Annotated in this window: 15 protein-coding genes and 1 pseudogene; 10 read left to right on the top strand and 6 right to left on the bottom strand. The window is 65.2% G+C overall.

Annotation, left to right across the window (positions count from 1 at the left end; all coding sequences use genetic code 11):
* Nucleotides 1-8: 8 nt before the first annotated feature.
* Nucleotides 9-1,208 (top strand): ABC transporter substrate-binding protein, encoded by a 1,200-nt coding sequence (locus tag ACVIGA_RS15795; RefSeq protein WP_456667072.1) that lies wholly within the window; start codon nucleotides 9-11, stop codon nucleotides 1,206-1,208.
* A 198-nt stretch (nucleotides 1,209-1,406) separates the two neighbouring features.
* Here the strand turns inward: ACVIGA_RS15795 and ACVIGA_RS15790 are convergent, their stop codons facing one another.
* Nucleotides 1,407-2,906, bottom strand: a complete 1,500-nt coding sequence (locus ACVIGA_RS15790) for a hypothetical protein (protein ID WP_456667071.1) — start codon at nucleotides 2,904-2,906, stop codon at nucleotides 1,407-1,409.
* Nucleotides 2,907-3,348: 442 nt separating this feature from the next.
* Here ACVIGA_RS15790 and ACVIGA_RS15785 point away from each other — a divergent pair, with 442 nt between their 5' ends.
* Both ACVIGA_RS15785 and ACVIGA_RS15780 read left to right on the top strand, forming a co-directional pair.
* The gene (locus ACVIGA_RS15785) at nucleotides 3,349-4,023 is read left to right on the top strand and encodes a TetR/AcrR family transcriptional regulator (RefSeq protein WP_456667070.1); all 675 of its coding nucleotides are present in this window, start codon (nucleotides 3,349-3,351) and stop codon (nucleotides 4,021-4,023) included.
* 82 nt (nucleotides 4,024-4,105) lie between these two features.
* Nucleotides 4,106-4,534, top strand: coding sequence for an OsmC family protein (locus tag ACVIGA_RS15780; protein ID WP_456667069.1), 429 nt, complete (start codon nucleotides 4,106-4,108; stop codon nucleotides 4,532-4,534).
* A gap of 79 nt (nucleotides 4,535-4,613) precedes the next feature.
* Here ACVIGA_RS15780 and pyk read toward each other — a convergent pair whose 3' ends face one another.
* Both pyk and ACVIGA_RS15770 read right to left on the bottom strand, forming a co-directional pair.
* A complete protein-coding gene (gene pyk, locus ACVIGA_RS15775; protein WP_456667068.1) occupies nucleotides 4,614-6,050 on the bottom strand; it encodes a pyruvate kinase in 1,437 nt (478 codons plus the stop codon).
* Nucleotides 6,047-6,655 (bottom strand): DUF1036 domain-containing protein, encoded by a 609-nt coding sequence (locus tag ACVIGA_RS15770; protein ID WP_092123478.1) that lies wholly within the window; start codon nucleotides 6,653-6,655, stop codon nucleotides 6,047-6,049. Before ACVIGA_RS15770 ends, pyk begins: the two co-directional genes overlap by 4 nt.
* 196 nt (nucleotides 6,656-6,851) lie before the next feature.
* Here ACVIGA_RS15770 and ACVIGA_RS15765 point away from each other — a divergent pair, with 196 nt between their 5' ends.
* The 3 genes and pseudogenes from ACVIGA_RS15765 (at nucleotide 6,852) to ACVIGA_RS15755 (ending at nucleotide 9,581) form a co-directional block, all read left to right on the top strand.
* Complete coding sequence (locus tag ACVIGA_RS15765) at nucleotides 6,852-7,154, top strand: DUF1244 domain-containing protein (protein WP_176533687.1); 303 nt, start codon at nucleotides 6,852-6,854, stop codon at nucleotides 7,152-7,154.
* A gap of 263 nt (nucleotides 7,155-7,417) precedes the next feature.
* A complete protein-coding gene (locus ACVIGA_RS15760) occupies nucleotides 7,418-7,690 on the top strand; it encodes a DUF2312 domain-containing protein (protein WP_029085502.1) in 273 nt (90 codons plus the stop codon).
* A gap of 131 nt (nucleotides 7,691-7,821) precedes the next feature.
* Nucleotides 7,822-9,581 (top strand): annotated as a pseudogene (locus tag ACVIGA_RS15755) (adenylate/guanylate cyclase domain-containing protein).
* 33 nt (nucleotides 9,582-9,614) lie between these two features.
* Here ACVIGA_RS15755 and ACVIGA_RS15750 read toward each other — a convergent pair.
* The 3 genes from ACVIGA_RS15750 to ACVIGA_RS15740 all read right to left on the bottom strand — a co-directional run bounded on the left by ACVIGA_RS15750 (nucleotide 9,615) and on the right by ACVIGA_RS15740 (nucleotide 15,552).
* Nucleotides 9,615-11,213 (bottom strand): DUF882 domain-containing protein, encoded by a 1,599-nt coding sequence (locus ACVIGA_RS15750; protein WP_456667067.1) that lies wholly within the window; start codon nucleotides 11,211-11,213, stop codon nucleotides 9,615-9,617.
* A gap of 264 nt (nucleotides 11,214-11,477) precedes the next feature.
* Nucleotides 11,478-13,757 carry a L,D-transpeptidase scaffold domain-containing protein gene (locus tag ACVIGA_RS15745; RefSeq protein WP_456667066.1) on the bottom strand — a complete coding sequence of 760 codons (2,280 nt, stop codon included), beginning with the start codon at nucleotides 13,755-13,757 and terminating at the stop codon, nucleotides 11,478-11,480.
* 307 nt (nucleotides 13,758-14,064) lie between these two features.
* On the bottom strand, nucleotides 14,065-15,552 hold the full coding sequence (locus ACVIGA_RS15740; protein ID WP_456667065.1) for a sigma-54-dependent transcriptional regulator: 1,488 nt from the start codon (nucleotides 15,550-15,552) through the stop codon (nucleotides 14,065-14,067).
* A gap of 142 nt (nucleotides 15,553-15,694) precedes the next feature.
* On the opposite strand from ACVIGA_RS15740, the gene ACVIGA_RS15735 reads away from it, so the two are divergent.
* From ACVIGA_RS15735 to ACVIGA_RS15720, 4 genes are all read left to right on the top strand, one after another.
* Entirely contained in the window at nucleotides 15,695-17,620 is a 1,926-nt protein-coding gene (locus tag ACVIGA_RS15735; RefSeq protein ID WP_456667064.1) for a M3 family oligoendopeptidase, read from the top strand.
* Nucleotides 17,621-17,872: 252 nt separating this feature from the next.
* Nucleotides 17,873-18,025, top strand: a complete 153-nt coding sequence (locus ACVIGA_RS15730; protein WP_163159659.1) for an aa3-type cytochrome c oxidase subunit IV — start codon at nucleotides 17,873-17,875, stop codon at nucleotides 18,023-18,025.
* Nucleotides 18,026-18,169: 144 nt separating this feature from the next.
* Entirely contained in the window at nucleotides 18,170-19,294 is a 1,125-nt protein-coding gene (locus ACVIGA_RS15725) for a Re/Si-specific NAD(P)(+) transhydrogenase subunit alpha (RefSeq protein ID WP_456667063.1), read from the top strand.
* Between the two features lie 11 nt (nucleotides 19,295-19,305).
* Nucleotides 19,306-19,623 (top strand): proton-translocating transhydrogenase family protein, encoded by a 318-nt coding sequence (locus tag ACVIGA_RS15720; protein WP_016841609.1) that lies wholly within the window; start codon nucleotides 19,306-19,308, stop codon nucleotides 19,621-19,623.
* Nucleotides 19,624-19,658: the final 35 nt, after the last annotated feature.

The raw sequence follows: 19,658 nt of genomic DNA, 5'->3' as shown, positions 1-19,658 counted from the left end.
GGAGGCCGATGCGCAAGGCATTCGGCGCGCTTGGCGCCATTTCATTCCTGCTGCTGCCCACCGCTTCATTTGCCGCCGAGATGCGCGGCGTCACGGCAACCGAAATCAGGATCGGCCAGACCATGCCCTATAGCGGGCCGGTGTCGGCGTTCGGTGCACTGGGCAAGGGCGAGGCCGGCTATTTCAGGATGCTGAACGAGCGCGGCGGCATCAACGGCCGCAAGATCAACTTCATCTCGCTGGACGATTCCTACGCGCCGCCCAAGACCGTGGAGCAGACGCGCCGTCTCGTCGAGAGCGACGAGGTCGCGCTGATCTTCTCCTCGATCGGCACCGCGCACAACACGGCGATCGCAAAGTACCTGCAGGGCAAGAACGTCCCGCAGCTGTTCCTGGCCTCCGGCGCCTCGAAGTTCGGCGACATCGCGCAATTCCCGCAGGCGACGATGGGCGTGCAGGCGCCGTTCCGCTACGAGGCCCGGCTCTATGCGCGCTATGCGCTGGCGAAGAATCCGAACGCGAGTTTCGCCGTCATCTCGCAGAACGACGATTACGGCCGCGACTATCTCGCGGGCCTCAAGGACGTGCTCGGCGAGAAATACGATTCGCTCGTCACCGTTGCTACCTACGAGATATCGGACCCGACCATCGACTCCCAGATCGTCAAGCTGAAGGCGACCAATGCCGACGTCTTCGTGATCGCTGCAACGCCGAAATTCGCGGCGCAGTCGATCCGCAAGGCCTTCGAGATCGGTTGGCGGCCGATGACGTTCCTGTCCAACACCGCGGTGTGGATTTCGACCGTGATGCAGCCGGCCGGCGTCGAAGCCGGCACCGGCATCATCTCCACGGCCTATGTGAAGGATCCGGACGATCCGGCCTGGAAGGACGATCCCGGCATGAAGGGCTGGCGCGACTTCATGACGAGATACGTGCCTGAAGGCGATCAGCACGACACCAACTACGTCAACGCCTACAACAGCGCGATGGCGCTCGAGGCAGTGCTGAAGGCCTGCGGCGACGATCTCTCGACCGAGAACATCCTGCGGCAGGCGTTCGCGATCAAGGAGCTGGAATTGCCGATGCTGCTGCCCGGCATCAAGGTCAACACCTCGCCGGCCGACCATGTGCCGGTCGACCAGATGCAGCTGATGCGCTTCAACGGCAAGACCTGGGATCGCTTCGGCGAGCTCCAGACGGGGAATTAGGTTGAGATCGAATACACGTCTGTACTCGCGCTCCGCACTAGACCCGTCATCCTGAGGAGGCGCGCAGCGCCGTCGCGAAGGATCGACGGCCCGGCTGCGAGATCAGGGCCGTGCATCCTTCGAGGCTCGCTCCGCTCGCACCTCAGGATGACGGGATAGGCGGCGTTGCCGCTCTGGACAACGAAGCAGCGCAGCAGGCTAGTTCGAACTTGGGGCGGCCGGCACCGCGCCGGCTCTCTCGTCCGACCGCACATGGATGACGGCGATGTCGTCCTTGTAGAGCCGCTTCCAGCCCTTGAGGTGGTCCAGTGCGTTTCCGGCGGGGGAGTCCGAACTGAGCAGCGTGGCGTCGATCCGGTATTTGTCGAGCAGGTCCAGCAACTGGCCGACGTCGCGGGCATCGAGCGCAGCGTAATAGTCGAGCACGAATTGCTCGCCATAGAGCTCGGCGCGGCCGTCGATGAACACCTTCATGTCGCGGATGACCATGTAGCCACCGAACGGTGCGGTGCTGAACACGCGCTGCGCCTTGTGTTGCTGGAGGACGTCGACCGCGGCAACGGGCGAGAACGCCGGCAGGAATTTGAACTCGTGCCGCGCGACGAAGGTCGTCGTCGTCACCCACGCTCCGATCACCATCGCGATAGTCGCCGCGATCGTGACGACGGGGAGGGAGCGTCCTTGCTCGAAGCGGGCGGCGCGGACGCCTGCCATTCCCCATTGTTCGGCGATCGGCTTGGCGAGCACCAGCGGCGCGATGAACGCGAACACCTCGATGTTGCGGATATGACTCAGCGCCATCCAGATCAGCCCGAGCAGCAGCAGGATGCGCGGCACCGATAGCGTCAGCCCGCGATAGCAGATAACGCCGATCAGGCCGAGCAGCGTGGCTTCGAAGAAGCTAGGCTTGCTGAAATCCGCGGGCAGCCATTCGCCGATCATTGACAGCAGCTTGCCGAGGCTCAGGATCTTGGTCGCGCCCAGCAGGCTATTCCAGCCATAGGGCGTCACGCAGCTTGCGGCCAGCGCAGCGACGCCGAACAATCCCCATCGCACGATGAGCTGACGGCGGCGGCCGGGCTCCGCGCTCCACACCGCCTCCAGTCCGATCGGCCCGATCAGCGCCAGGCCGAGCACGAAGCCGCCATGCAGGTTGGCCCACAGCGCCATCAGCGGCAGCAGCCACCATGATGGATAAGTGCGGCGATCCGCGGCCGCCATCAGGCCGCCGATGAACGCCAGCAGCACCGGCAACGCCAGCACATGCGGTCGTGCGAAAAAGTGGATCGTCGACAGCAGCAGCGCCAGCGCCGCGATCAGGAGTGCACGCGCCGGATCGAAATACGGGCTCAACAGATGCAGGAAGATCGCGACCGTCGCGCCGATCGCGACCGACGTCAGGATCACCGGCCCGGCCCAATCGCCGCCGTACACCAGGGCGTACGCCACCTGCGACAGCCACGAGCTCGAAATCCAGGGCTCGCCGAAACGGGTGAACGAGAACACGTCTGATGTCGGCATCGCGCCGTGTTCGAGGATCCATTGTCCGACCTTGATCTGCCACTCCGTGTCGGAATCGCGCAGCAGGATCTCACCGGCGGAGAGATAGAACAGATAGGCGCCCACGGCGGCGCACAGCGGCAGCAGTCCTCGCACCGCGCTACGGCTGCTCACGCTGCTGGTGATGGAGAGTGACATGCGCTTTCTTGGCTCGGCCCGGGATATCGAGGCAACGCCACGCGTGACGTCCGGCGCACTCGACCACGGCTTCCGATAAATTCGGGTAAATGCGACCGCGATGTCGGGGGTCTGCGCGAGATCGGATGTCTCGATTCCGAGCAATCATCTTAAGGCGCGATTTACCATCTCGATCATGCTCGGATCCGATCGCAAGCTGCCGCGCGCGAGCAGTGGGCCACCGAACCCTGTGGTCGGCGCTTGCCGGCACCCGTAACGCTGCCGATTCAATCAGAGGTGGCACCTGCGGCCGTGGCAAAATCCTTACAATTCCAGCTTGTCATTCAGTCTGAATAGTTGTTCACTTCTTCAGACGGTTGCGGGATCAACCGTTCAAAACATTGAAGACACGCGTGTTCTGCCGGTGGGCGCCGGCCAGGGCATGCGGTGGGGGCGGAACGCCATGGTCTACCGGCGAACTCATCAGGTCGTGAAACGGCTGGCTGCCCGGCGCAGCGCCATCCTGTCGGCTGCGCGGGACGCGGCGGCGGCGGGCGGCATGGCCGCGGTCCAGATCGCACCCGTCGCGGTGCGGGCCAACGTCGCGGCAGGCACCGTCTATCGCTATTTCCCGTCGAAGGCCGAGCTGATCTCTGAATTGATCACGGAAGTCTCGCGCGACGAACTGTCCGCGATCCGGCGCGCCGCAGAGGCCGCGCCCGGACCCTCATCGGCGCTGGCCGCCGCGGTGACGACCATTGCGGTCCACGTGCTGTCGCAGCGCAAGCTGGCCTGGGGCATCCTGGCCGAGCCGGTCGATGTCGACGTCACCGCCTCGCGCCTTGCCAGCCGCCGCGATATCTCCGGCGAGCTTGCCATGCGCATCGACGCCGCCGTGCGCGCCGGACATCTGCCGGCGCAGGATACGGCGCTGGCCGCCACCGCCCTGCTCGGTGCGCTGCATGAAGCGCTGGTCGGGCCGCTCGCGCCGGCCAATCACGACGATCCGATCAAGCTGCGCGATGCGGTGCAGACCGTGACGTTGCTCGCGCTGCGCGCGGTCGGCGTGATGGACGCGCGTGCCCGTGGTCTTGTGGTGCAGGCGACGACCCCGGCGAAGGCCCTGGTCGGGGCCTGAGATCGCGGCTGCGCGGCGAACACTTCCGTCGCATTGGCGTTGTAGGTTGAGGCTGGGTTCAACCAACCTCACGGAGCAACGCATGACGACGACCCATGGTTCGGCCAAATGGCAGGGCGGCATCAAGGACGGCAAGGGCGCGATCTCGACCAAGAGCGGCGCGCTCTCGGATTACCCCTATGGCTTCGCCAGCCGCTTCGAGGGCAAGCCCGGCTCGAATCCCGAAGAGCTGATCGGCGCGGCGCATGCCGCCTGCTTCACGATGGCCCTGTCGTTGATCCTGGGCGAAGCCAAGCTGACGGCCGAGCACATGGAGACCAAGGCCGACGTGACCCTGGAAAAGGTCGCCGACGGCTTTGCCATCACCGCCGTGCACCTGACGCTGTCGGCAAAGATCCCCGGCGCAGATAACGCAACGTTCCAGGAATTGGCGGGCAAGGCCAAGGCCGGATGCCCGGTGTCGAAGCTGCTCAACACCAAGATCACGCTCGAGGCGTCGTTGCAGGGCTGACGGTCTGGAGCGCAGCACTGGGGCCACGCTGATGCGTGGCCCGGCGCGGCGGGGTTAGAGCGGTTGGCGAGACGAAAATCTACAGCTGCGCGTCGCCGTTCGGTCCGACCGAGGCGATGCGCAGCATATTGGTGGTGCCGGGCGCGCGGAGCGGCACGCCGGCAACGATGATGACGCGCTGGCCGGCCTTGGCAAAACCGTCCCTGAATGCGATCGAGCCGGCGCGTTCAACCATGTCGTCGAGATCGTGGGCGTCCTCGGCAACCACGCAATGCACGCCCCACACCACCGACAGCTTGCGCCCGGTCACGAGGTTCGGCGTAATCGCGACCACCGGCACCTTGGGGCGCTCGCGCGCCACCCGGATTGCGGTCGAGCCTGACGACGTCCAGCAGATGATCGCCGACAGATCGAGCGTCTCGGCGATCTGCCGCGCGGCATCGGCAATGGCGTCGCCCACCGTCGCCTCGGGATCGACGCGCTGTGCGTTGATCACGCTGCGATAGGTCGGATCGCGCTCCACCTCCTCGCCGATCCGGTTCATGGTCGAGACCGCTTCGATGGGGAATTTGCCGGCGGCGGATTCCGCCGACAGCATGATGGCGTCGGCGCCCTCGTAGACGGCGGTGGCGACGTCGGAGACCTCGGCGCGCGTCGGCACCGGTGACTGGATCATCGATTCCAGCATCTGGGTCGCGACCACCACCGGCCGGCCGGCGCGCCGCGCCATCCGGATCATCTGCTTCTGCAGGCTCGGCACCCGCTCCAGCGGCAGCTCGACGCCGAGATCGCCGCGCGCCACCATCAGCGCGTCCGCCACCTCGATGATGTCGGCGAGGCGGTCGATCGCCTGCGGTTTCTCGATCTTGGCCATCACGGCGGCGCGGCCGCGGATCATCTTCTTGGCCTCGATCACGTCCTCGGCACGCTGCACGAAAGACAGCGCGACCCAGTCTATACCCTCCGGCAGCGCGGCTTCGAGATCGGCGCGGTCCTTTGGGGTCATCGCGGAGACCGGCAGATCGGTGTCGGGCAGGCTGACGCCCTTGCGGTCCGACATCTTGCCGCCGATCACGACGCGCGTGACCGCGCGGTCGGTCGAGGTTTCCTCGGCGATCAGCCGCACCTTGCCGTCGTCGAGCAGCAGCGCGTGGCCGGGCCGGAGCGCGGCGAGGATTTCCGGATGCGGAAGCTGGACGCGGCTGTTGTCGCCCGGCGTCTTGTCGGAATCCAGAATGAAGCTCTGGCCGTTCTTGAGCTGGGTCGACCCTTCCGCGAAGGCGCCGACCCGCAGCTTCGGCCCTTGCAGGTCGACCAGGATGCCGATCGGCCGACCGTAGCCCGATTCGACATTGCGGATGGTCTTGACCAGCTCCCGCATCTTGTCATGCGGGGTATGGCTCATGTTGATGCGGAATACGTCGGCACCCGCCTCGAACAGCTTGCGGATCATCGCGCTGTCTGAGGAGGCCGGGCCAAGCGTTGCGAGGATCTTGATTCGGCGCAGTCGTCTCATTGTTTGTTTCCGGGTGGTGCGGCTGGCGGCAGACCCGACGCGCCCGGAGGCGCTGCGCCCGGCGGCGGGTTGGGCAGGCCCGGCATCGCCCCGGGGCTTCCCGGGGCCACGCCGCCCGGCATTCCCGGTACTTTCTGCGGCTGTTGTTCGTTGGCTTCGGTCAGCTGGACGGTCCATGCACGCTGCTCGCCGGTGTCGACCTCGAAGAAGCCGGTGCGGTCGAAGCCCCGCGCCAGGCAATTCTCGGTGCCCTTGATGGTGAATTCCTTGTCGCGCGAGCACATGAAGGCCTGACCGGACCATTCGCCGCCGCGATCGTAGTCGAGAGCGTAGATGTAGTAGTAGCGCGCCACAAGATTGCCGCGCAGCAGGGTCTCGCAGGTCCGCGACGACACATTCCACCAGCCCTCCGTGGTCCAGCCCTCGGCATCCTTGTAGCCGAGCGCGATCCCGACCCGGCTCGAGGTGTTGTTGCAGAGCCGGAAATCGGCGGCCGCCGGGCTCGTCCACAGGCATGCCGCGACAAGCGCCAGCACCGGCAGGATGCCGGCCAGGATCAGGCGGATGGTGCGGGGAGCTGAGGCGAGAGAATCTGTTGGGCTCATGCGGCGAAGCTATATCAAATCATTGTCGATTTCGCGTGCCCGGCTGGCACTGTCAACGGGCGGGCGCCCGTCCCCACGCTGTGGGACCGTGGCCAGTGTGGCCGGCTAGGTCCGTATTGCGCGTCGATATGGCAAAATCTGTGACAATTCCCACCTGATATCAATATGGTGAGCGCATCACACCGGGATCACGATCATGAGCATTGACGACAAAACCAGAACAGAACTTGAGGCCGCGGTGTTCCGGCGCCTCGTCGATCATCTGCGCAACCGGACCGATGTGCAGAACATCGACCTGATGAACCTTGCCGGCTTCTGCCGCAATTGCCTGTCCAACTGGATGAAGGAAGAGGCCGACGCCAAGGGCCTTGCGGTGAGCAAGGACGAGAGCCGCGAGGCGGTCTACGGCATGCCCTATGAGGAGTGGAAGGCGAAGTATCAAGGCGGCGCGACGCCGGAGCAGCTCGCGGCGATGAAGAAGGCCCAAAGCGGGCACTAAGCAAACGTCATTCCGGGGCGATGCGACAGCATCGAACCCGGAATCTCGGGATTCCCCGGTGCGCAATTGCGCACCTGAGGTTCGTCCTTCGGACGCCCCGGAATGACGTTGTTCCATCCTCGTTTGCATCTCCTGTGGGCGCGCTGTGGATGAGCGCGATGTTTCCTTGACGGGACGTGCTCCAAAATCGAGGGTCGCCCGCAACAAGCGGTGCGCGTGGCGCGTATTCGCGCGACATTTCATTGCCATTTCAGGAGTACGCGATGGCCACCACGTCTGCCGCCGTTCAGGATGAACCCGCAACGCGATTTGCCAAGGACCAGCTCAAATCCATCATCGAGCGCATCGAGCGGCTGGAAGAGGAAAAGAAGACCATCTCGGACGATATCCGCGACGTCTATGCCGAGGCCAAGGGCAACGGCTTCGACGTCAAGGCGCTGCGCACCATAGTGCGCCTGCGCAAGCAGGATGCCAACGAGCGCCAGGAGCAGGAAACCATCCTGGAGACCTATATGCAGGCGCTCGGGATGCTCTGAGGCGGCAGGCGGGCCTCTCTGGCGTCGTCAAGGGCCCGCCCGAGGTAACTCGCCCAATCCTCTCGGCGAGGCTTGGGTGATATCCCGGGATTTGCTAGACTGCCGGTGAGGTAACCGGGCAGAGCGTTCAGATGGACGTGCCAGGACCAGAGCGTCGGCTCGCTGCGGTCCTCGCCGCCGACATGGTCGGCTTTAGCCGCCTGATGGAGGCTGACGAGACGGGCACCCTTGCGCGCCTCAAGACCCATCGGATCGAACTGATCGATCCGGCCATCACCAAGAATCGCGGCCGCATCATCAAGACCACCGGCGATGGCCTGCTGGTCGAATTCCACAGCGTCGTCGATGCGGTGCTGTGCGCGGCCGAGGTGCAGCGCCGGATGGCCAAGCGCAACACCGACGTCGCGCCGGCGCGGTGGATGCAGTTTCGCATCGGCATCAATCTCGGCGATGTGATCGTCGACGGCGCCGACATCTTCGGCGACGGCGTCAATGTCGCGTCCCGGCTGGAGGTGCTGGCCGAGCCCGGCGGCATCTGCATTTCGGGCGCGGTCCGCGATCAGGTCGGCGATCGTCTGGAGGATCTGAGCTTCGAGGATCTCGGCGACCAGACCGTCAAGAACATCGCGCGCCCGATCCGGGTTTTCCGCATCCATCTCGAATCGGGCGCCAAGCCCGCTACCGATCATCCGAGCGCGACGGCCGCCCCTGTCGTCGCCAAAAAGCCCTCGATCGCCGTGTTGCCGCTCGTCAATATGAGCGGCGATCCCGAGCAGGAATTCTTCGCCGACGGGCTCACCGAGGACATCATCACCGAGCTGTCGCGGTTCCACGATCTGCTCGTGATCTCACGCAACTCGACCTTCGTGTACAAGGGCAAGGCCGTGAAGGTGCAGGACGTCGCGAAGGAATTCGCGGTCGACTATGTGCTGGAAGGCAGCGTGCGCAAGGCAGGTGGCCGGATCCGCGTCACCGTGCAGCTGATCGATGCCGAGGCCGGCATGTCTGGGCGGAACGCTACGACCGCGAGCTTGCCGACATCTTCGCGATCCAGGACGAGATGACGCGCGCGATCGTGTCGACCTTGCCGGGTCGCGTCGAGGCGGCCGCCCATGACCGCGTCAAGCGCAAGCCGACCGACAACATGGCGGCCTATGAGTGCGTGCTCGCCGCCAAGGTGCTGCATCATCGCTCGGCGCGCGACGACAATGCGGAAGCGCAGCGTTTGCTCGAGCGGGCCATCGTGCTCGATCCCAACTACGCTCATGCGCACGCCTGGCGGGCCTGCGTGCTGGGCCAGACCTGGGTCTACAGTTGGTGCGACGACCGCGATGCGACCTTCGCGCAGGTGGCGGCCGAGCTCGAGATCGCGCTCAAGCTCGACGACAATGACAGCGACGTACACCGGATCCTCGCGGCGCTGAACCTCAACCGCGACGACCACGACAAGGCGGCCTTCCACCAGGAGCGCGCGCTCGCGCTCAACCCCAACTACGATCTCGTCGTCGTGCAGCAGGGCGAGCTCCTGACTTGGCTCGGGCGGCCGGAGGAGGGCATCGACTGGATCAAGCGGGCGATGCGCCTCAATCCGTTCCATCCGGAGCGGTTCTGGAGTCATCTCGGCCGCGCCTGCTATTGCGCCGAGAAATACGCCGACGCCGCCGAGGCGTTCTCGCGGATCACGCGGCCCGATCATACCCATCACGCCTTCCTTGCCGCGACATTGGCGCAGATGGGCAATTCGGTGGCGGCCTCAGCCCATGCAACCGAGGTGCTGAAGCGCGAGCCGGCCTTCTCGGTCGCCGGGCATTTGGCAACCCAGCACTACAAGCGCGAGCCCGACCGGGCGCGCTACGAGGCCGGCCTGCTCAAGGCGGGGCTGCCGGCTTGAACCGCTGATGAAGTGATGTTGTCGGCAGAAAGCCTAGCGCAGCGAGGCGGTGCGCAGCACGAAGGACTGGGTGGTCAGGAGGGCGGTGGCCGAGCCCGAGAAGTGATCGCAGGTCATGCCCATCATCGGATCTTCCGAGAAGGTCATGGCGACGGAGGCCTGCGGTTTCACGAAATGCTGCCGCATCATGTTCATGTCGGTGTCGCCAAGCACCGTGGTCAGCATGCCGCTGCTCGCGCTCGGCGCCAGCATCACGACGCGCATCCAGATGTCGTTGCCCTTGGCGGCCGAGATCCGCGCCGACGTCGTGATCACGCCCTGGCCAGGGGTGCCCTTCGCAACGACGGTGTTGATTTCGGTGGCCGGCGCTGCCGTATTGCGTGGCGGGCGCACATTGCGCGGGATCGGCGCGGTCGCCGCGACGATATTGGCGCGATCGACCGGTGAGGATGCAGCCGGCGCATAAGCGAGCGCTTTGTTGAAGTTGTCCGTCGTGCTGGCGGTGGTCTGCGGATCGGAACCGCCGACCGCCTCACGCGCCTTCAGCGCGGCGATCTGCGCCGCCGATGCCTGCTTCGGCGCCGCGGAGTCGTCACCCCAGAAACCGCGGGCATTGATGATGTCGGCGGGCGATTGCGGTGCTGTGTTCTCGGCGGTCTGCACCACCTGCACCGCCGGCTTCGCCTTCGGCATCGGGACGAGCTGCGCGTCGGCGGCGGCGAGCTGGATGGCGGCGGCGAATTGCTGCGGCTTGGCGCGCGGCAGCGGAACGGGGTCGGCGGATTTGGCGGGCGCTGCGGCCGCAACCACGGTCGGGGCGGCGGGCTTGTCGTTCACGGCGGCCGCGCCTTCGTCTTCATCGTCGCCCGACTTGCCGCCACCGAACAGCTTCGCGAACAAGGTCGGCTTGCTGATGGTCGCTGCATCGTCGCCATTGCCGCGGCGCTCGATGTCGGCCTTGGCGAGTTCATAGCCCTTCAGCGGCGTGCCGTCGGTCGGGACATGGACAGTGCGGCCGTCCGGGAACACCCGGACCAACTGCTCGCGGGTCATCCGCGGCCAGTGGCGAATGCCGCCGGTGTCGAGATGCACGAAGGGCGAGCCCGAGGTCGGATAGAAGCCGACGCCGCCGCGCTGCAGCCGCAGGCCGGCGTAGCGGATCTGCTCCAGCGGCACGCCCGGAATGAAGAAGTCCATCGCATGCCCCAGCATGTGCTGGCTGTGGCGCGCAACGCCCGAGGAGCGGCGGCGGAGCATGGCGTTGGTGGCAGGGGCGCGATAGGCGGAGATGATCTGGATCGGCTGCTTGCCGCCGACGTCGCCGTACACTTCCCAAAGGATGTCGAAGAGGTGACGGTCCATCACCGTCTCATCCTGGGAGCGCCAGTCGCGCAGGAAGTGATTGAGCTGCTTCAGCGCGGCTTCGTCGTAACGGCCATCGCGCTTGAAGGTGACGGTGAGGTCTTCGCCGGAATGGGTGTGATGGAAGGAGAGGGTGCGGGTCTGGTTCAGCGCAGTCGCATCGTGCACCGAGCCGGCGCCCGCCAACAGCAATAGCGCGCTCAGGCCGACGTGGTATCCGGCCTTAGGCAGCGACAGCGGTTTGTAGCGGCGTGCGAAAACAGCCAGCACTATGAGCCCACCCAGTCGACGAGCGTTCGGTCGGCATCTTCGCAGACCCCCTGCGGAAGACGGTGAACGCTTTCTTAAAGCGGGAGGGTTAACCGAGGTTTACCGACCCGCCCCCAAGTTGGGCTTAACTAACTGGGGGAGTGTGGCAAAAGATAGCCCTGTTCCCCGGACCCCACGGGAAATGGTTAACTAAAACGATCTCGCTTTTTGAGCGAGATCGTTGATTTTGCTTCAATATTTATCGCAATCGGGCCAAGAGGCAGATCAGCGGGTAATCACCCGGCGCTGCTGTTGGGCCTGGCCGCGGCGGACCGGCTGGGGCTCCGGCTGGCCGAATCCACCGAACAGACGCTCGAAGAAGTTCGGTCCGGAGGAGCCAAAGCCGCTGTTGTCGCCGGCGACGTTGACGCCCGGCGGCAGGCTGCTGCTCGGCGGCCGCGCGTAGCTCGGCTGGGCGTGTGCCACCACCGTTTCGAGATCCTTGCCGCGGCTGTTCTTGAGCAGCGTCAGCATGGCGGCGTCGCGGCCGTAGATGTCCCTGCGGATTTGCAGCTTGCCGCCGTCGTCCACGAACGCGGTCTGGTAGGTGATGTTGACCGGGATCGGCGTCGGGAATTTCAGATCGACTTCGCTCGAGCCGTACATGCTGCGGATCCGTTCCGGCGTGTAGTGCTGGTTCGGCTCGGTGATGTTGAGCAGCACGGACGCGTACTGATCCGGATTCTGCACGCGCATGCAGCCGTGGCTGAAGGCGCGCTCATCCTTCGCGAACAGATACTTGTCCGGCGTGTCGTGCTGATAGACCAGGAACTTGTTCGGGAAATTGAAGCGGATGCGGCCGAGCGCGTTGGCTTCACCGGGCGGCTGCGAGACGTGGATCGAGCCGTCGCGGTTGCGCTCGAGCTTGAGGCCCATGCGTTGCAGCACCGTCGGATCCTGCTGCAGGGCCGGCAGATACTCGTTGTAGATGATCGACGGCGGCACGTTCCAGGTCGGGTTGACCGTGATGTACTTCATCGTCTCGGTCAGAAGCGGCGTGGCGTGCTGGCCGGGCTTGCCGGTGACGACGCGTGTGGTCCAGACCTGCGCGCCGTTCTGCATCACCTTCAGCGTATAGTCGGGGATGTTGAGGATCACATAGGCATTGCCGACATTGGCGGCGCCGAGCTGGCGCGGCAGCCAGCGCCAGCGCTCCATGTTGACGAGCACGGTGTCGATCTGGCGGTCGCGCTTCGGATTGTTCAGCGCCTTGACCGTGCGCTCGTCGAGCACGCCGGTCGCCTTGAGGTCGACGCTGTTCTGGAATTTCTCCACCGCCCGCGCCACCGTCGCGTCATACTTGGTGCTGTCGGCATCCTCGGTGATGCCGAGCTTGTTGCGCAGCTCCGGCACGCGCGGATCGTCCATCTCGACCGCGGCCTGCTTCTTGCGCGCGGGCACGTATTTCAACGCGGGCCCGTCGGCGATCGTGATCACCGGGCCGTCGCCCTGGCCGCGCAGCTCGGCGAGCTTCTTCTTCAGCTCCTTGTAGAGCTTCTGCGGCGGGTTGTAGCCGTCGAGCGCGGCGGAGGCGTCCTTGGCTGAGGTCACATTCGCGAACACTTCGGCCGGATCGATCGGGTGCTCCGGATAGAGGATATCCGCCGACACCTGCGACCAGTGCATGCGGCCGCTCTGGGCCTGGCGGGCATAGTCCAGCATGCTGGCCGCGAGCTTCAGCTCGGCGTCGGCCAACGCATCGGGCGTGGCAGCCGCGGCGAAATCCGGCACCGGATAGTCTGATGCATCGAGGCCGTCGGCGGCCGCATCCTTCAGGCGCGCGATGATGCCCTTGCCGGCATCGGTCAGCTTGCCGGCCTTGGTGAAGACAGGTGCATATTCGCGCGCCGAATAGAACTTCTCGGCCGCGGCGCGCTCGTTCTTGCGATCGAAGGTGCGCAACGACTTGCTGGCGAGCAACTCGCGCAGCTTGTCGGCGACCGGCTGATCCTCGGCGGCTAGGTTGCTCGCAGCCTTCGCGGGCTCAGCAGCCGGAGCTGCGGCAGTCGCGGGAGCCGGCGTTGCGGCGGGTGCTGTGGCCGTTGCAGGGGCGGATGCTGCCGCAGCCGGCGCGACCGCGGTGTCGGTCTTGAGTGCATCGACCTTAGGCGCATCGGCGGGTTTGGTCGCCGGCGCGGTGGCAACATCGGCAGGCTTCGGCTCGACGGCCTTTGCGGTTGCGCTCGGCTCTGCCGGCTTTGCATCAACAGGCTTTGCATCAACAGCCTTGGCTTCGGTGGCCTGCACCTCGGCGGGCTTCGCGTCCGCCGGCTTGGCGGCGTCGGGCAGCGCGGCGGTGGTGTCGGCCTTGAAATCGCTTGCGGTGGGCGGCGGCACATTGGCCGGTTCGGGGCGCGGGATCGCGGCGTCGATCGCCAGTTCCGAGGCGCTGGAGCGAGGCGTGTCCTGCGCGAAGGCCGAGCTCGCGGACACCGTGAGGAAGGTCGCCGCGACGGTCATCAAGACGCGGTCGAATCCTCGACGGTTGTTCGAACAGTCACGCATTTTCGCACCCCCTGGGTGGAACTGCCCCCTCAAGATTCTGGAACAGTTCAAATCGGTATTCGGTTTCATAGCTTGCGCGAAAGCGCCGGCTTCTCAAGCGACTCGTATGCCTGCACGCAATCAACGCAGACGATACATTTGCCCCTCTTATGCAGCCAGCGCCTTGCGGGGCAACTCACGACAAACTGACCTCGAAGCAACTGATTTCGCTCGGGCCGTGCGTTTTTGCCACGCGGCACAGCCTTTGTCTGTCACCGACGGGACACGGTTCAAAAGGTTCCCTGATATGGCCCTGTCGGCCTCAGGTTTAGCTGGCGTCGCTTGTGCGCGTGCCGGCCGCGGCTTCGTCGAGCTTCCGGTAAAGGGTCGAGCGGCCGATCTTGAGGCGGCGCGCGACCTCCGACATCTGGCCGCGATAATGCGAAATCGCGAACCGGATGATCTCGTTCTCGAGATCTTCTAGCGGGCGCATCTCGCCCGCGGCATTGAGCATCGAGAGGCCGCCCGCCGTGGGCAGGGCAGAGGTTGCCGGTATTTCATTACCGGAAATCATGGCAGGTGCCGTGGACGGCGACACCACCAGCGGCTCGCCCTGCAACGATTTGCCCTCCGGCACCGGCGTCGTTCCCTGCGGGAAGTCGGCGAGCCCCAGCTGGTCGCCGTCGCTCATCACCACGGCGCGATACACCGTATTTTCGAGCTGGCGGATGTTGCCCGGCCAATCGAGCTGCGCCAGATGCGCCATCGCATCGCCGCTGATGCCGGTGATGTTGCGGTTCTCCTCGGCGCAGAATCGCGCCAGGAAATGCCGCAGCAGATGCGGGATGTCTTCGCGCCGCTGCCGCAGCGCCGGAATGGTCAGCGGCAGCACATGCAGGCGATAGAACAGGTCCTCGCGGAACTGGCCGCCCTTCACGAGATCGAGCAGCTTGCGGTTGGTCGCCGAGATGATGCGGACATCGACCTTGACCGGCTTGCGGCCGCCGACCGCCTCGACGGTGCCTTCCTGCAGCGCGCGCAGCAGCTTCACCTGCGTGGCCAGCGGCAATTCGCCGACCTCGTCGAGGAACAGCGTGCCGCCATGGGCCTCGACAAACTTGCCCTGATGGCGCTCGGTGGCGCCGGTGAAGGCGCCCTTCTCGTGACCGAACAGGATCGATTCGACGAGATTGTCCGGGATCGCACCGCAGTTCACCGCGACGAACGGCTTGGCTTTGCGCTCGCTGCTGCCGTGGATGGCGCGTGCGAACAGTTCCTTGCCGACGCCGGACTCGCCCTCGATCAGCACCGGGATGGTCGAGGATGCGGCTTTCTGCGCCGTGCGCAGCACCCCTGCCATCGCCTCGCTGCGGGTGATGATGTCGGTGAAGGTCAGCCGGCCCTCGCGGCTGTGGCGGATGCGCTGCAATTCGCCCTTCAGCGCCGACGCGTTGAGGGCATTGCGCAGGCAGACCTGCAGCCGCTCGAAGCCGACCGGCTTGACGACGAAATCCTGGGCACCGGCGCGCATCGCCGAAACCACATTGTCGATGCCGCCATGCGCGGTCTGCACGATGACCGGGATGTTCAAACCAGCTTCACGAATTTTTGCGAGGACTCCAAGACCGTCGAGGCCCGGCATCACGAGGTCGAGCACGACGGCATCGATTGCCTGCGTCTCGGATGCGGTCAGGGCCGCTATCGCCGCGTCGCCACTGTCCACGACGAGGGGCTCATAGCCGCACTTCTGCACCATGTTTTCAACCAAACGACGCTGTACGGCGTCATCATCGGCGATCAAAATGGTGGCAGCCATGGTTTTCCCCGCACGCTACGTTTATCTGTCTCGAATCGGGGCAATGTCGCCGATGCCGATTAACGCACTCTTAAACCTTGCAAACCCGCTTTCATTCCGCCGCCGCCGACATCTTTCCGACTGAAGTAAGGTTACGAACAAGATGACCTCGCGCTCCAAAACTGCCTCCTCGAAGTCTGCTCCCGGCAAGTCTGCTCTCAGCAAGGCCGCTCTCCGCAAGGAAGCCGCGCTGCGCAAGACGGCCGCGCAACGCAAACCGGCCGCAGCCGGCCCGAAACAGGCAGCCGGCAAGACCGGCAAGCTTCCGGAATGGAATCTGGCGGATCTCTACTCCGGTATCGACGCGCCGGAAGTTGCGCGCGATTTGCAGAAAATGGATGCAGATTGCGTCGCGTTTGAGACCGACTACAAGGGCAAGCTTGCCGAAAATACCGGCAAGGAAGGCGGCGGAAAGTGGCTGGCCGGGGCGATCAGGCGCTACGAGGCGATCGACGATCTGGCTGGCCGTCTCGGCTCTTATGCCGGCCTGGTCCACGCCGGCGACAGCGTCGATCCCGCGATCTCGAAATTCTACGGCGACGTCTCCGAACGGCTGACGGCCGCCTCGGTGCATCTCCTGTTCTTCGCGCTCGAGCTCAATCGCGTTGACGATGACGTGATCGAGCGCGCGATGGCCGAACCCACGCTCGGCCACTACCGGCCGTGGATCGAGGATCTGCGCAAGGACAAGCCGTACCAGCTCGAGGATCGCGTCGAGCAGCTCTTCCACGAGAAGGCGCAGAGCGGCTACGCCGCCTGGAACCGGCTGTTCGACCAGACCATCTCCGGCCTGCGCTTCAAGATCAGCGGCAAGGAGCTCGCGATCGAGCCGACGCTGAACCTGTTGCAGGACAAGGCCGGCGACAAGCGCAAGGCGGCCGCGCAGGCGCTCGCCAAGACCTTCAAGGACAATGAGCGCACATTCGCGCTGATCACCAACACGCTGGCCAAGGACAAGGAAATCTCCGACCGTTGGCGGGGCTTCCAGGACGTCGCGGATTCCCGCCACCTCAACAACCGCGTCGAGCGCGAGGTGGTCGACGCGCTGGTCGCCTCGGTGCGCGCGGCCTATCCGAAGCTGTCGCATCGCTATTACGCGTTGAAGGCCGGCTGGTTCAAAAAGAAGAAGCTACCGCACTGGGACCGCAACGCGCCGCTGCCGTTCGCGGCGACCGGCACCATCGCCTGGCCGGAAGCGCGCAACATGGTGCTGTCGGCCTATAACGGCTTCTCGCCGAAAATGGCCGAGATCGCGGAGCGCTTCTTCAGCGATCGCTGGATCGACGCGCCGGTGCGTCCGGGAAAGGCGCCCGGTGCGTTCTCGCATCCGACCACGCCGTCGGCGCACCCCTATGTGCTGATGAATTATCAGGGCAAGCCGCGCGACGTGATGACCCTGGCGCACGAGCTCGGTCATGGCGTCCATCAGGTGCTGGCGGCGAAGAACGGCGCGTTGATGGCGCCGACGCCGCTGACGCTGGCGGAGACCGCGAGCGTGTTCGGCGAGATGCTGACCTTCAAGCGGCTGCTGTCCCAGACCAAGAACGCCAAGCAGCGCCAGGCGCTGCTCGCGGGCAAGGTCGAGGACATGATCAACACCGTGGTGCGGCAGATCGCGTTCTATTCGTTCGAGCGCGCGGTTCATACCGAGCGCAAGAACGGCGAACTCACCGCCGAGCGGATCGGCGAGCTGTGGCTCAGCGTGCAGGGCGAGAGCCTGGGGCCCGCGATCGAGATCAAGCCGGGCTACGAGACGTTCTGGATGTACATCCCGCACTTCATCCACTCGCCGTTCTACGTCTACGCCTATGCGTTCGGCGATTGCCTGGTGAACTCGCTCTATGCGGTCTACGAGCACGCATCCGAGGGGTTTGCGGAGCGCTATCTCGACATGCTCGCTGCCGGCGGCACCAAGCATTACTCCGAGCTGCTGCGGCCGTTCGGGCTCGACGCCAAGGACCCGAAATTCTGGGACGGCGGCCTGTCCGTCATCGCCGGCATGATCGACGAGCTGGAGACGATGGGCTGACGACCATCGGCCTTCCGGCTGGCCCAGCATCAGATTCGTGCGGCGTTTTTTGCGCCTCACGGCATGATCATCCCATGACGCCCGGGTTTGGGAGATCAATCCTGCCGAAGGGGCGGCCGCAGGGCCGTCGCTCGATCGGGTGAATCGGGGACGATTTGCGGTTCAAATCGCCCGATCGGGACCACGCCGTTGCCCTGCCAACCTGTTTGCGGTAATGGCTCGCAGAACGCGAATTTCTGACTGGGGACAGCGATGGCAGACCATAGCGAAGTGGCCTATACGACCGCCGACGGCAACGATTACGTGGCGCATGAGCAGACCTATGAAGGGTTTCTCATACTGGTCAAATACGGCACCATCAGCGTCGCCATCCTCCTCGCCTTGATGGCCTATTTCCTGGTCTGATCCTCTGATTGGCTAGCGGCATCGCCGTCCCGCGGCGGTGCCGGAATTCCTGTCGAAAACCCGGATGGAAAAACCGGGTATCCAATCTGGCGAAAATAACGCTAGTTTGAAGACGCGTGCGCCGCGCGCGCCGCCGGAGGGCCCATGAAGATCGCCGTTGCCAAGGAAATCGATGCGTCCGAGCCGCGGGTTGCGGTCTCGCCCGATACCATCAAGAAGTTCAAGGCGCTGGGGGCCGAGGTCGCGGTCGAGCCGGGCGCGGGCGTCAAGTCGGGCTTGCCCGATTCGGAGCTCACGGCCGCCGGCGCCACCGTCAGCGCCGATGCGCTCAGGGATGCCGACATCATTATCAAGGTGAAGCGGCCCGAGGCCTCGGAGCTCGCGAAGTACAAGCGCGGCGCGCTGGTGATCGCGATCATGGATCCCTATGGCAACGAGGCCGCGCTGAAGACGATGGCCGATGCCGGCGTGTCCGCGTTCGCGATGGAGCTGATGCCGCGCATCACCCGCGCCCAGGTGATGGACGTGCTGTCCTCGCAGGCCAATCTGGCCGGCTACCGCGCGGTGATCGAGGGCGCCGAAGCGTTCGGCCGGGCCTTCCCGATGATGATGACCGCGGCCGGCACCATTCCGGCCGCCAAGGTGTTCGTGATGGGCGTCGGCGTCGCCGGCCTGCAGGCGATCGCGACCGCGCGCCGCCTCGGGGCGATCGTGACCGCGACCGACGTGCGGCCCGCCACCAAGGAGCAGGTGGAGAGCTTGGGCGCAAAGTTCCTCGCGGTCGAGGACGAGGAGTTCAAGAACGCCCAGACCGCCGGCGGCTACGCCAAGGAGATGTCCAAGGAATACCAGGCCAAGCAGGCCGCGCTGACCGCCGAGCACATCAAGAAGCAGGACATCGTGATCACCACCGCGCTGATCCCGGGCCGTCCGGCGCCGAAGCTCGTCAGCGGCGAGATGGTGAAGTCGATGAAGCCGGGCTCGGTGCTGGTCGATCTCGCGGTCGAGCGCGGCGGCAATGTCGAGGGGGCGAGGCCCGGCGAGGTGGTCGAGACCGACGGTATCAAGATCGTCGGCTACACCAACGTCGCCGGCCGCGTCGCCGCCTCGGCCTCCAGCCTCTACGCGCGCAACCTGTTCTCGTTCATCGAGACGATGGTCGACAAGGCCAGCAAGGCGCTCGCGGTCAATTGGGACGACGAGCTGGTGAAGGCCACCGCGCTGACCAAGGACGGCGCCGTCATCCATCCCAACTTCCAGCCGAAGTAAGGAGAGAAGCCATGGAGCATCTCGCGCAGGCCGTCGATCCGTTCGTGTTCCGGCTGTCGATCTTCGTTCTTGCAGTGTTCGTCGGCTACTTCGTGGTGTGGTCGGTGACGCCCGCGCTGCACACCCCGCTGATGAGCGTGACCAACGCGATCTCGTCGGTGATCGTGGTCGGTGCGCTGCTCGCGGTCGGCGTCGGCATGGTGTCGAGCGGCTCGGGCTGGGCCCGCGGCTTCGGCTTCGTGGCGCTGATCTTCGCCTGCGTGAACATCTTCGGCGGCTTCCTGGTCACCCAGCGCATGCTGGCGATGTACAAGAAGAAAGCCAAGTGAGCGGCGTGCACCTCGGGGTGACGAAGACAAAGGGG

The organism is Bradyrhizobium sp. USDA 3240 (genome assembly GCF_054063295.1).
The sequence above is the reverse complement of the archived record's forward strand: the minus strand, read 5'-3'. Positions and strand labels throughout refer to the sequence as shown.